The 12,829-nt window shown below is 73.0% G+C and carries 10 protein-coding genes; 8 read left to right on the top strand and 2 right to left on the bottom strand.

Annotated elements, in window-relative coordinates:
- Window positions 1-87 precede the first annotated feature (87 nt).
- Together ACGFNI_RS21710 and ACGFNI_RS21705 are read left to right on the top strand one after the other, a co-directional pair.
- Window positions 88-1,260, top strand: a complete 1,173-nt coding sequence (locus ACGFNI_RS21710; protein WP_393686076.1) for a glycerophosphodiester phosphodiesterase — start codon at window positions 88-90, stop codon at window positions 1,258-1,260.
- Window positions 1,261-1,557: 297 nt separating this feature from the next.
- Window positions 1,558-2,061 (top strand): GNAT family N-acetyltransferase, encoded by a 504-nt coding sequence (locus tag ACGFNI_RS21705; protein WP_393686074.1) that lies wholly within the window; start codon window positions 1,558-1,560, stop codon window positions 2,059-2,061.
- Between the two features lie 63 nt (window positions 2,062-2,124).
- Here ACGFNI_RS21705 and ACGFNI_RS21700 read toward each other — a convergent pair whose 3' ends face one another.
- Window positions 2,125-2,568: a hypothetical protein gene (locus ACGFNI_RS21700; protein ID WP_393686072.1), complete on the bottom strand. Its 444-nt coding sequence runs from the start codon at window positions 2,566-2,568 to the stop codon at window positions 2,125-2,127.
- The gene (locus ACGFNI_RS21695; RefSeq protein WP_393686070.1) at window positions 2,561-2,929 is read right to left on the bottom strand and encodes a hypothetical protein; all 369 of its coding nucleotides are present in this window, start codon (window positions 2,927-2,929) and stop codon (window positions 2,561-2,563) included. The genes ACGFNI_RS21700 and ACGFNI_RS21695 overlap by 8 nt, the downstream gene beginning before the upstream one ends.
- Before the next feature lie 658 nt (window positions 2,930-3,587).
- Between ACGFNI_RS21695 and ACGFNI_RS21690 the strand changes: the two genes are divergently transcribed.
- From ACGFNI_RS21690 to cobT, 6 genes are all read left to right on the top strand, one after another.
- On the top strand, window positions 3,588-4,652 hold the full coding sequence (locus ACGFNI_RS21690) for a methionine ABC transporter ATP-binding protein (RefSeq protein WP_393686068.1): 1,065 nt from the start codon (window positions 3,588-3,590) through the stop codon (window positions 4,650-4,652).
- Window positions 4,649-5,383: a methionine ABC transporter permease gene (locus tag ACGFNI_RS21685; RefSeq protein ID WP_393686066.1), complete on the top strand. Its 735-nt coding sequence runs from the start codon at window positions 4,649-4,651 to the stop codon at window positions 5,381-5,383. Before ACGFNI_RS21690 ends, ACGFNI_RS21685 begins: the two co-directional genes overlap by 4 nt.
- A gap of 67 nt (window positions 5,384-5,450) precedes the next feature.
- Entirely contained in the window at window positions 5,451-6,305 is an 855-nt protein-coding gene (locus ACGFNI_RS21680; RefSeq protein WP_393686064.1) for a MetQ/NlpA family ABC transporter substrate-binding protein, read from the top strand.
- A 176-nt stretch (window positions 6,306-6,481) separates the two neighbouring features.
- On the top strand, window positions 6,482-7,117 hold the full coding sequence (locus ACGFNI_RS21675; protein ID WP_393686063.1) for a GNAT family N-acetyltransferase: 636 nt from the start codon (window positions 6,482-6,484) through the stop codon (window positions 7,115-7,117).
- Window positions 7,118-7,259: 142 nt separating this feature from the next.
- Complete coding sequence (cbiE, locus tag ACGFNI_RS21670) at window positions 7,260-8,480, top strand: precorrin-6y C5,15-methyltransferase (decarboxylating) subunit CbiE (protein WP_393686061.1); 1,221 nt, start codon at window positions 7,260-7,262, stop codon at window positions 8,478-8,480.
- 238 nt (window positions 8,481-8,718) lie between these two features.
- Window positions 8,719-12,813, top strand: coding sequence for a nicotinate-nucleotide--dimethylbenzimidazole phosphoribosyltransferase (gene cobT, locus ACGFNI_RS21665; RefSeq protein WP_393686059.1), 4,095 nt, complete (start codon window positions 8,719-8,721; stop codon window positions 12,811-12,813).
- Window positions 12,814-12,829 lie beyond the last annotated feature (16 nt).

The raw sequence follows: 12,829 nt of genomic DNA, 5'->3' as shown, positions 1-12,829 counted from the left end.
CCCCGGATGCCCCCGGTCGTGCATACGATCGGACCGTCCCAACAGCAGGTCAGGGACGACCGATACAGCACGGAGCAAGGAGCGGGGATGCACAAGCGGCAGCAGCCGGGACGCCGGAAGGTACTGGGGGCAGCGGCCCTGGGCGCGGGCGCGGCGGTACTGGGCGCGGCCGGACCGGCGGGCGCGGCAGGGCGCACCGCCGCGTCCGGTGACCGTGGCGCGGCGGGCCACGGCGGCGGGGGCCACGAACTGCCGGTGCCGCTGATCGTCGGCCACCGCGGAGCCAGCGGCTACCGCCCCGAGCACACCTTCGGCTCGTACCAACTCGCCCTCGACATGGGCGCGGACATCATCGAGCAGGACGTCGTCCCCACCAAGGACGGGCATCTGGTCTGCCGGCACGAGAACGACATCACCGCCACCACGGACGTCGCCGACCACCCCGAGTTCGCCGACCGCAAGACCACCAAGACCGTCGACGGCGAGAAGCACACCGGCTGGTTCACCGAGGACTTCACGCTCGCCGAGATCAAGACGCTGCGCGCCAAGGAGCGCATTCCGGGCAACCGGCAGCACAACACCCTGTACGACGGGGTGTGGGAGGTGCCCTCCTTCGACGAGGTGCTCCAGTGGGCCGAGCGCGAGGGCCGCAAGCGGGGCCGCCGGGTCTGGCTGCACATCGAGACCAAGCACCCCACCTACTTCCGCAAGCTGGGCCTCGGCCTGGAGGAGCGGCTGGCCAAGGCGCTGCGCAAGTACGGCAGGCACAAGAAGCACGCGCCGAACTTCCTGCAGTCCTTCGAGCCCAGCAGCCTCCAGCGGCTCGGCAAGCTGGTGGACTGCCCCAAGGTCGTCCTGCTCTCCACCCCCGACACCCAGCCGTGGGACTTCCTCGAGTCCGGTGACCCGCGGACGGTCGCCGACCTGATCACGCCCAAGGGCCTGGCGTGGATAGCCGGCTTCGCGCAGGGCATAGGACCGGACCTGACCGTGATCATCCCCTGGGACAAGGACGACAAGCTCGGCGAGCCGACCTCGGTCGTCAAGGACGCGCACGCCGCCGGTCTGGTGCTGCACCCCTACACCGTCCGTAACGAGAACCCCTTCCTGCCCGCCGACCACCGCCGCGGCAGCGACCCCCAGGCGTACGGCGACTCCCTCGCCGTCTTCCGGGCGTACCTCGGCACCGGCATCGACGGGCTGTTCTCCGACAACCCCGACACCGCGCTGCTGGCCGCCGCGGAGTTCCGCAAGGGCTGACCGCCCGGCCGCCCGCACCGGACCGGCCCCACCCCCTGCGCCGCTCATCGGAGTTGGCAAAGTCACAGGGGAGCTTGGGGCCGGTCCGTTCCGGTTGTCCCCTTTGCCGTCGCAGAATGCTCGCGGCGGAGATTGCCGCTGCCGAATTCCGGGGAGTGCGGAGTGCAGCAGTGTCAGTCACGCCATGGCGGCGGCGCGTATCCCAGCGCCGCCGGTCAGGGCCATTCGTTCCGGGCGTACCCCCAACACCCTCAGCGCGCCCGGCCACAGCGAACCGAAAAGGGGAGGCAGACGCGCATGGGCACGAGCGTGACCATCTCTGCGGCGACCGACCAGGACGCCGAGCAGATCCTCAAACTCCAGTACCTCTGTTACCAGTCGGAGGCCGCGCTGTACGACGACTACGGCATCGAGCCGCTCACCCAGAGCCTCGCGGCGCTCCGCACGGAACTGGGCGACGGCTGCGTGCTGGTGGCCAGGCTCGGCGCGGAGGTGGTCGGCTCGGTGCGCGGCACGGTCGACGCCGAAGGCACCGCCGACATTGCCAAGCTCATCGTGCACCCCAGGCTCCAGCGGCACGGCCTGGGCGGCCGGCTGCTCGCGGCCGTCGAGGCCAGGCTCGGCGAGGAGCGGGCGGCCAAGCGCTACCGCCTGTTCACCGGCCACCGCAGCGAGGCCGGTCTGCACCTCTACCGCAGCCACGGCTACGCGCCCGTCGGGACGGATGAGGTCACCCGCAGGCTCAGCGTGATCACGCTGGAGAAGCCGGCCGCCGCTGCGGCGTACGCGGCCGGAGCCTGACGAAGCGGTGCGGGGCCCGTACGGCGGTTCGCCGCGGACCCCGCACCACCACAGGCGGGACGGCTACGCGGTACGGGACCTGCGCAGCCAGATGAGGCCGGTGACCGGCAGGATGACCGGGATGAAGAGATAACCCATGCCGTAGTCGGACCAGACCGTGGCGTCCGGGAAGGCGGACGGGTCGGCCAGCGTCCAGGTGCCGATGCCCAGCACCCCGAGCAGTTCCAGGGCGCAGCAGGCGAACGCCGCCCTGCGGGCCCCTTCGCCGCCGCGCACCAGCGAGAAGGTGATGAAGCCGTAGACGACAGCGGAGACCGCCGACAGGATGTACGGCAGCGGGGCCACGTCGAACTGGGCGATCAGCTGATAGAGCGAGCGGGACGCGGCGGCGACGGTGAAGACGCCGTAGAGCGTGACCAGCAGCCGCCCGGGTCCGGTGCCGAGCGAGCGCCGTTCCCCGGCCGGGGCGGCGGATTTCGCCGCGGTGGTCGCAGAGGTCTCAGGCACTGCCGCCTCCCCAGATGTCGAAAAGCCTTACTTCCAGCACCGCAAGCACCACGGCGCCCGCCGTGACGGTGGCCGAACCCCAGCGGGTGCGCTCGGAGAGCGACATGAACCCGGTCGCCGGGATGCAGGCCGCCGCTCCGACCAGATACGCGACGAAGATCGCGGTGCCCTGGTCGGGCGACTGCCCGCGCGCCAACTGCACGACGGCGACGACCAGTTGGACGATACCGAGGAGCGAGACGACGGCCATGCCGATGAAGTGCCAGTCCTTCGTCGGCTCGTCGCGGTACGTGGCGACACCGCACCAGGCGGCCAGGGCGAGAGCGGTCACGGCGACCACGATCGTCAGGGCGTCGATCACCGGGACCTCCGCGCGGCACGGCGGCGCACCGTGGGGTTGTGGGGCATGAGGCGATGCTAATCGGCGCCCGGCGGGCGGCTGCGTCCGGCCCCGGCACGCCGCGGTGGCCCGGCACGGCGGTGCCGGCCGGTGCCGCCGCGTCCTGCTGCCGGGGCAGGGGCCGTGGTGTTGGCCACAACCTGCCGGTGCCGTGTTTGCCCGGCACCGGCGGCCGTCCCGGCTTCCCGGTGGCATCCACGCAGGCCAGCGAGGGGGCGGTGGAGACCGTGGCGGCGGGCCCGTCGTCCACCCTCTGATCGGCCCTGTCCGTTATGCGGACAGGCTTGAGGGGCGCGCGGAGCCGTCTGGTTTACTGGCCGCTATGACCACGACGAGCAGCCGCACCCCTGCGACCGAGGCGATCACGACGCCCGGTGCTCGTTGCATGTGTCGAATGTGTGACCGCTGAGGGCCCCCGCCTGAGCCTCGCGCCCCGAAGCGAGACCTGCTGCCATGTGCCGAATACGTCCGTCCCCGCGGAACCGGCCGCCCCGCGCGTCACCGGAACCCGAAGCCCGGCCCCGAGCCCGCCTTCCCCGGTTCCCCCATGCCGCACTCGCAAGAATGCCCCGTGCCCGGCGGGCGAGCCGCCGAGCACTCGACAGTGACGGAATTCCCTGTGATCACCACAACGGGCCTGACCAAGGTCTACCGATCGGGCGACCGCGTAGTCACCGCCCTGGACGGCGTCGACCTGCACGTCCGCGAGGGCGAGGTGTACGGCGTCATCGGCCAGAGCGGCGCCGGTAAATCCACCCTCATCCGCTGCCTCAACCTCCTGGAGCGCCCCAGCTCCGGCACGGTCACCGTGGCCGGCCAGGACCTCACCGCGCTCGCCGGCAACCAGAAGCGCGCCGGCGCCGCCCTGCGCGCCGCCCGCAGCCACATCGGCATGGTCTTCCAGCACTTCAACCTGCTGTCCTCGCGCACCGTCCAGGACAACGTCGAACTGCCCCTGGAAATCCTCAAGGTCGACCGCCGCGAACGCGCCCGCAAGGCGCTCGAACTGCTCGACCTCGTCGGCCTCGCCGACAAGGCCAAGGCGTACCCCGCCCAGCTCTCCGGCGGCCAGAAGCAGCGCGTCGGCATCGCCCGCGCCCTGGCCGGCGACCCCAAGGTGCTGCTCTCCGACGAGGCCACCAGCGCCCTGGACCCGGAGACCACCCGCTCCATCCTCCAGCTGCTGCGCGACCTCAACCAGCAGCTCGGCCTCACCGTCGTCCTCATCACGCACGAGATGGACGTCGTCAAGACCATCTGCGACTCGGCGGCACTGATGAAGAACGGCCGCGTCGTCGAACAGGGCACCGTCGCCGAACTCCTCGCCACCCCCGGCTCCGAACTGGCCCGCGAGCTGTTCCCGGTCGGCGGCGAGCCCTCCGCCGACGGCCGCACGGTCGTGGACGTCACCTTCCACGGCGACGCCGCCACCCGCCCGGTCATCTCCGAGCTGTCACGTACCTACAACGTCGACATCTCGATCCTCGGCGCCGCCATGGACACCATCGGCGGCAAGCAGGTAGGGCGGATGCGGATCGCACTGCCCGGCCCGTTCGAGGAGAACGTCGTCCCCATCGGCTTCCTCCGCGAACAGGGATTGCAGGTGGACGTCGCCGACGCCGCCGATGAGCCCGCCACGTCCCCGGCGCCCGGCGCCTCGTCCCTGAAGGAAGGTGCCAAGTGAGCTGGAGCGACATGCAGCCGCTGCTCTACAACGCGTGTCTCGACACCTTCTTCATGGTGTGGTGGGCGACCGTGTGGGCCGTCGTCGGCGGTCTGCCGCTCGGTGTGCTGCTGGTGCTCACCGAGCGCGGCGGACAGTTGCAGAACGCTGTGGTCAACAAGGTCATCAGCGTCGTCGTGAACATCGGCCGCTCGCTGCCTTTCGTCATCCTGATGATCGCCCTGATCCCCTTCACCCGCTTCGTGATCGGCACATCGATCGGCCCGAGCGCGGCGGTCGTCCCGCTCGCCATCGGCGCCATCCCGTTCTTCGCGCGGCTGGTGGAGACCTCGGTGCGCGAGGTCGACGGCGGGCTCGTCGAGGCGGCCCAGTCCATGGGCGGCGGCACCTGGACCATCGTCTTCAAGGTCCTGCTCCCGCAGTCCATGCCCTCGCTCGTGGCCGGTCTGACCAACACCGTCATCACCGTCATCAGCTACTCCGCGATGGCCGGCGCCCTGGGCGCGGGCGGACTCGGCAGCGTCGCCATCACCTACGGGCAGCAGCGCTTCGACACCCGCTTCATGATCGTCACGGTGGTCCTCATCATCGTCATCGTGACCCTCGTCCAGCTCATCGGCGACCTCGCGGTGCGCATCCTGTCCCGCCGCTCCTCCCGCGCCAACAGCCCGGTACGGCTGTTGCGCCTGCCCGGACAGCGCAAGCCGTCCGAGCAGACCGCCAAGATCTGACGCGTCTTCTGTGACCCGGAGTCCGGACCCTTTGCCGGACGACACACCCGCAAGAAAGGCACTCTTCGTGCGTAACACCATCAAGATCACCGGGGCGGTCGTGGCCGCCGCAGCCCTCACCTTCGGACTCGGCGCGTGCAGCGCCCCGTCCGACCCCGACACCGGCAAGAAGGACGACGCAGGCGCGCCGCTCACCGTCGGGGCCACCTCCGTCCCGCAGGGCCAGATCCTCGACTACGTCAAGAAGAACCTGGCGCCGAAGGAAGGGCTCAAGCTCAACGTCCGCACCTTCGAGGACTACACGCTCGTCGACCCCGCCACCGAGAACGGGGAGCTGGACGCCAACTACTTCCAGCACAAGGAATACCTCGACGAGTACAACAAGAAGCAGAACGGCCACCTCGTCCCGGTGGTCAACGTGCACCTGGAGCCGATGGGCCTCTACTCCAAGAAGCACACCAAGCTCTCGGAACTCGGCTCCGGCAGCGTCATCGGCGTCCCCAACGACCCCAGCAACCAGGGCCGCGCCCTCAAGCTGCTCGACTCCAAGGGCCTGATCGTCCTCAAGGACAAGAACGCCGACAACCCCGGTCTCAACGACATCAAGGACCCCAAGGGCCTGAAGTTCGAAGAGGCCAAGGCCGAGACCCTGCCGTCCTCCCTGCCGGACTACGACGCCGCGGCGATCAACGGCAACTACGCCATCCCCGCCAAGCTCAAGCCGTCCAAGGACGCCCTGGCCATCGAGCCGGTCCAGGGCAACCCGTACGCCAACTTCCTCGCCGTGAAGAAGGGCAACGAGGACGACCCGCGGGTCGAGAAGCTCGCCAAGCTCCTCAACTCCGACGCGGTCAAGAAGTACATCGAGAAGACCTACAGCGACGGCTCCGCCCTGCCGTCCTTCGGCAAGCCCAAGAGCTGACCCCGCGCCAGGCATCCCGACGGCCCGTCCGCAGCCAGGTGCTGCGCACGGGCCGTTGTGCTTGGCACATCCCCGTCCGGATGCTGCATGCTGGTGCACTCACGAGGTCAACAAGATGATCGAAAACGACCCGTAACTTCCCGGAGTTCTACGGTCAACGGCGTTGGAGCAGCGGCATGACACCCACCTTTCCGGACATCTCCATCAACACGGAGCGGTTGGTCCTGCGCCCCTTCGACGAGACCGACGCCCCCGCGCTGGCCGCGATGATGAACGACGAGCTGGTGGCCGCGTGGACCGCGGTACCGCAGCCCTACACCGAAGCCGCCGCCCGCCACTGGGCCACCCGGTACGCGCCCGCCGAACGCGCCGCGGGGCGCGGCATCGACTTCGCGGTCACCGAATTCCTCACCCAGCGCCTGGTCGGCGTCGTCCAGCTCAGCAACACCGACTGGCGGGTGCGCTCCGCCGAACTCTCGTACATCGTCGCCGCCTGGGCGAGGGGCGAGGGCTACGCATCCGAGGCCACGCTCGCCGTCGCCCAGTGGCTCTTCGACGACCAGCGGTTCGAGCGCCTCGAACTGCGCACCGCGGCCGGCAACACCGCGTCCCAGCAGGTGGCGCAGAAGACCGGCTGCATCAGCGAAGGCGTCCTGCGCAACGCCTGGATAGCCCGCAGCCGCACCGAGGACGGCGGCTGGGCGGACATCCGCACGGACCTCATCGTCTGGAGTCTGCTGCCCGAAGACCTCGAAGTGCTGCCCGGCAGGACGGTCGACGCCAACGGCTTCGCCCACCCGGAGTGGAACTGACCCGGCACCGGACCCGATCCCGGGACCGGACCCGCCGGGGGTAGTCTCGGCCTGCCGCCCTCCGCCCCGCGCGGACCTGCGGCGCCGCGGATCCCCGCACCCCGCCCGCGTAACCCCACCAGCCACAGGAGACTGACGAAGCATGGCCGACCGGGTCACGGTGATCGGCTGGGACGGCTCGCCGCTCACCGCCGCCGCCCGCTCAGCGCTGGGGGCCGCGACCCTCGTGGCCGGCGCGGCCCACCACCTCGCACTGCCCGAAGTGCCGCCCGCGGCCGAACGCATCCGGCTCGGCAGCGTCTCGCTCGCCGCCCGCCGGATCGCCCAGCACCGCGGCACCGCCGTCGTCCTCGCCGACGGCGACCCCGGCTTCTTCGGCGTCGTGCGCACCCTGCGCGCCCCCGAACACGGCCTGGAGGTCGAGGTCGTACCGGCCGTCTCCTCCGTCGCCGCCGCCTTCGCACGGGCCGGAATGCCCTGGGACGACGCCCAGATCGTCGTCGCGCACAGCCGCGACCTGCGCCGCGCGGTCAACGTCTGCCGCGCCCACCCCAAGGTCGCGGTGCTCACCGCACCGGGCGCAGGGCCCGCCGAACTCGCCCTGCTGCTGGGCGGCGTGCACCGTACGTTCGTCATCTGCGAGGCGCTGGGCACCGACCGCGAGCGGGTGACGGTTCTCACCTCGGACAAGGCGGCCGACCACGACTGGCGCGACCCCAACGTCGTCATCGTCGTCGGCGGTTCGGCCGGCGGCGCCGCGGCCCAGGGCAGCGGCTGGATCGCCGGCCACGACGTCGGGCACCCGACCGGGCCGCGCGGCTGGGGACTGCCGGCCGGCGCCTACGGCGGCGTGCTCGGCGAGGGCGAGTCCGTCCAGCTGCGCACCGCCCAACTGGCCAGGCTCGGGCCGCAGGTGGGCGAGCTGGTCTGGGACATCGGCTCGGGCTGCGGGGCCGCCGCGGTGGAGGCCGCCCGCTTCGGCGCCGCGGTCATCGCGGTGGACGCCGACCCGGACGCCTGCGGCCGTACCACCGCCGTCGCCCGGCGCTACGGCGTCCAGCTCCAGGTCGTCCACGGCCGCGCGCCGCAGATCCTCGAAGACCTGCCCGAACCCGACGTGGTGCGGGTCGGCGGCGGGGGAGCGGCGGTGGTCACCGCCTGCGCGGCCCGCCGTCCGGAGCGGATCGTCACCCACGCGTCGACCCGCGACGAGGCCGAGTCGCTGGGCCGCGCGCTGGCCGACGGCGGGTACGACGTCGAGTGCGCGCTGCTGCAATCCGTCGATCTGGACACTTCGGCATGGGTCGAACGCGAGCGCTCCGTCGTCTTTCTGCTGAGCGGCTATCGCGTTCCTCACCCGTGACCAGGACGGCGACCCGCGGAAGGTAGGCTGGCGGATCGTTGCGCCGCCGTGCCGCGTTCGGCTTCGTACACCAATATCCGGAAAATGCCGCGGTTTTGGCTGAAAATGAAGCTCTAGAGGGCGGACGTGCCGGGAGGCGTGCTCGCTCGTTCTAGCTATCGGGGCGTACGACGCGTCCCGGTCGAGCGCGTCGTACGAGCGGTTGAGAAGGAGCACTACCAATGGGCGAGGGGTACGCATGACCGACACCGGCCAGGTCCCGGGCGAGGGACTGCCGGAGAACGCAGGCGGACATCCCGGGCAGCCGCAGCCGGCGGCCGTCCCCTCCCCTGCCGGCTCCGCACCGATCGAGCCGGGCGTGCTGCCGCCCCCGGACGCCTACCCCTACGTCGAACCGGCCGAGGTCGTGACCGATGACGACGATCTGCTGCTGATGCCGGGCGCCCAGGGCGCCTGGAGCGAACACCAGGTGCCCCAGCCGCCCCCGCAGCCGCAGGCGGCCGTCCCGGCGCCCCAGGAAGCCGTCGCCGGCGCGCAGTTGCCCGCCCAGGCCGGCGACCACGAGAGCGGTGGCCGCGACACCGGTTCCGTCGACTTCGAAGCCGTCCGCCTCCAGCAGACCGCCCCGGCCCCGCAGGAGCGGATGCCGGCGGCGGCCCAGGCAGCGCCGCCGCGCCGCCCGCTCCACATGGGCCCGCCGGTGCCCGACGCGACCGGCGGCGTGGTCCGCTCGCTCGCCGACCGCGGCCCCGCGCACCCGCCCCAGCCCATGCCCGTACGGCAGCCGGGCCCGCCCACCGTCGGCCCCGAGTATCTCGACGTCCCCGAAGCGGGCCCCGCCACCGAGGCCCCGGCCGAGCAGGAGACCGTCCAGGCGTACGCCGGACAGCCGGGCGGGACCGCCCACGACGGCCGGTCGTTCGGCCCGCAGGCCCAGGGACTCACCGCGTACGGCGCGCCGGGCGAGGCCCCGCTGCCGGGCCCGCAGCTCGGCGAGATCCCGTCGCAGGTGCCGCCGTGGGGCGAGGCGTCGGCCCAGGCCGTCGGCCTCCCGATGGCAGGAACGGCCGAGCAGGGCGGCGTGCCGGACGGCGCGGTCGCACCCCAGGACGCGCAGGAATCGCAGGACGCGCAGGAACCGCAGCAGGCACCGGACGAGACGGCTCCGGAGGACGCCCGGGCCGTCGGCGCCGCCCCGGCCGCCGCGGAGCAGGCCGCCGTATCCGCCGCGCCGCCGCAGGCCGATGACGCGCCGCAGGACCTTCCGCAGCCCGCAACGGCCCCGGCGACGCCGGAAGCCGAGGGGTCAACTCCCGCGCAGGCGGCCCCGGACGCCCAGGTCCAGTCGCCGCTCCAGGCGACCGCGGACCAGGTCATACAGGCCGCGCCGGAACCGTCCGCCACCGAGCGGACGCCGCAGGAGGAGCAGCCGGCGGCCGATGCCCCGTCCGCCGCCGCGGCCACCGCGCAGGACGCGGACGAGCAGCCGGCGCCGCAGGACACGGAGCCCGCCGCCCCGGCGCAGCCCACCGCCGACGGCGCACCGGCCGCCCCCCAGGAGGAGCAGGCCGCCGCCGAGCCTGCCCCGGCCGCGCCGCAGCAGCCGTCGGCAGCCGTCGGCGACCAGGTCCCCGAGGCCGCGGGCGCCGCAGCCGGTGAACCGCAGGCCGCCGAGGACGCCGGAGCCCAGGCCCCGCCGTCGCCGCAGGCCGAGGCCCAGGAGACGGAACAGGCCGCGGAGCCGAAGTCCGAACAGCCCGCGGACCAGGCACCGCAGGGTGACCACGGCGACCAGGTGCCGGACGGCGAGCAGGCGGCGGACGGCGTTCCGGCCGAGGCCGACGGGGAGGCCCGGGGCGACGGCAGTGCTGTCGTCGCGGAGGCCGCCCCGGCAGCCGACGGCGGCGCCCCGGCGCCCGATGCCGCGGAGCCGCAGGACGCCGCCGAGGCGCAGCCGGAAGCCGTCGCCCCGGAGGGGACGGCCGCTGCGCCGCACCCGGAGCAGCCGCCCGCCGAGCAGATCCCCGGACAGCCGCAGCCCGTTGCCCAGGCCACCGGCGCCTTCCCCGTCGGCGTCCCGCTTCACGGCACCCCGGCCGCCGGCACCCCGATCGACGGCTGGCCCGGGAACGTGCCCGCCGGAATCGCCGTACCCGCCGACGCCGTGCCCGCCGCAGCCGAAGGCCCCGCGCCGCAGCAGCAGGACGGCGCCGAACTCGTCCAGCTCGGCGAGTCCGACGGCTCCGACGGCCAGGCCCCGTCCCAGGAGCAGCCCGAGGCCGCGCCCCAGCCCGAGGGCGCGGAGCAGGCCCCCGACGGCGCGGGCCAGGACCAGGCTCACCCCGTAAGTCAGGACGCCGCCGAGGCACCGGCCGCACCGCAGGCCGAAGCCGCCGCGGCCGACGACCGCGCCGCCACCCCCGGAGCCGAGCAGACGGCGGCGACGGCGGAGACCGGCGAGGCGGCGGACACCCCCGCAGCGACCGCGGCCGACCCCGCCGAAGCCACGGCCCCCGCCGCCCCGTCCGACCTGCCCCAGGACGGACCGGTGGACGGACCGGTGGACGACGGAACGGAGCCCGAAAGCGGCCCGCTCCAGGCCCCGGCCGCCCCGTACGACGACTCCGAACGCGCCGCCGTCCACCGCGTGATGCGCGAACGCCGAGACATCCGCAACGGCTTCCGCAGCGACCCGATCCCCAACGACGTGCTGCTGCGCGTCCTGGAGGCGGCGCACACCGCGCCGAGCGTCGGCCACTCCCAGCCCTGGGACTTCGTCGTCATCCGCTCGGACGAGACCCGTGAGCGGATGCACCAGCTCGCGACGGACCAGCGGGACGCGTACGCCAAGTCGCTGCCCAAGGCCCGCGCCAAGCAGTTCCGCGAGCTGAAGATCGAGGCCATCCTCGAAACGCCCGTCAACATCGTCGTCACCGCCGATCCCACCCGCGGCGGCCGGCACACCCTCGGCCGGCACACCCAGCCGCAGATGGCCCCGTACTCCTCCGCGCTCGCCGTGGAGAACCTCTGGCTGGCGGCCCGCGCGGAGGGCCTCGGCGTCGGCTGGGTCAGCTTCTTCGACGAGCGCGAGATGGTCCGCGCGCTGGACCTGCCCGAGCACTTGGAGGTCGTCGCCTACCTCTGCATCGGCTACGTCGACGAGTTCCCCGACGAGCCCGAGCTGATGCAGGCGGGCTGGGCCAAGCGCCGCCCGCTGTCCTGGGTCGTCCACGAAGAGACCTACGGCCGCCGCGCCCTGCCCGGCGAGGACCCGCACGACCTGCTCCAGGAGACGCTGCACGGCATCCGCCCGCTGGACGCCAAGGCGCTCGGCGAGGCGTGGGAGCGGCAGAAGCGGATGACCAAGCCCGCCGGGGCGCTGGGCATGCTGGAGATCATCTCCGCGCAGCTGTGCGGACTCTCCCGCAAGTGCCCGCCGCCCATCCCGGAGCCGGCCGCCGTCGCGATCTTCGCGGGCGACCACGGCGTGCACGCCCAGGGCGTCACTCCCTGGCCCCAGGAGGTCACCGGCCAGATGGTCGCCAACTTCCTGGGCGGCGGCGCGGTCTGCAACGCCTTCGCCAACCAGGTCGGCGCCGAGGTCTGCATCGTGGACGTCGGCGTGGCCGCCGAACTCCCCGCGACGCCCGGCCTGCTGCCCCGCAAGGTCCGCCCCGGCACCGCGGACTTCACCGCGGGCCCCGCGATGTCCCACGAGGACGTGCTCAAGGCGATCGAGGTCGGCATCGAGACGGCCCGTGACCTCGTCGCGGCCGGCAACAAGGCGCTGCTGACCGGCGAGATGGGCATCGCCAACACCACCGCTTCGGCCGCCCTGATCGCCGTCTACACCGACGCCGACCCGGTCGAGGTCACCGGCCGCGGCACCGGCATCAACGACGAGACGCACACCCGCAAGGTCGAGGTGGTCCGCCGCGCGCTGGAGCTGCACAGGCCCGACCCGGCCGACCCGATCGGCGTCCTCGCCGCGGTCGGCGGCCTGGAGCACGCGGCACTCGTCGGCCTGATCCTCGGCGGTGCCTCGCTGCGCACCCCGGTCATCCTCGACGGCGTCAGCGCGGGCGCCGCCGCCCTGGTCGCCCGCGCCATCGCCCCCGAGGCGCTGGCCGCCTGCATCGCGGGCCACCGCAGCGCCGAGCCGGGACACGTCGCGGCCCTGACCAAGCTGGGCCTGCGCCCGCTGGTCGACCTCGACCTCAGGCTCGGCGAAGGCACCGGCGCGCTGCTCGCCCTCCCCGTCGTGCAGGCCGCCGCCCGCGCCATGCACGAAGTCGCCACCTTCGACGCGGCCGGGGTGACCGAGAAGGACTGACCGGCACCGCCGCCGC

Origin of the sequence: Streptomyces sp. NPDC048644 (assembly GCF_043199105.1) — a bacterium.
Classification (GTDB): Bacteria; Actinomycetota; Actinomycetes; order Streptomycetales; family Streptomycetaceae; genus Streptomyces.
Note: the sequence above shows the minus strand (reverse complement) of the source record. Positions and strands in the feature narration are given on the sequence as shown.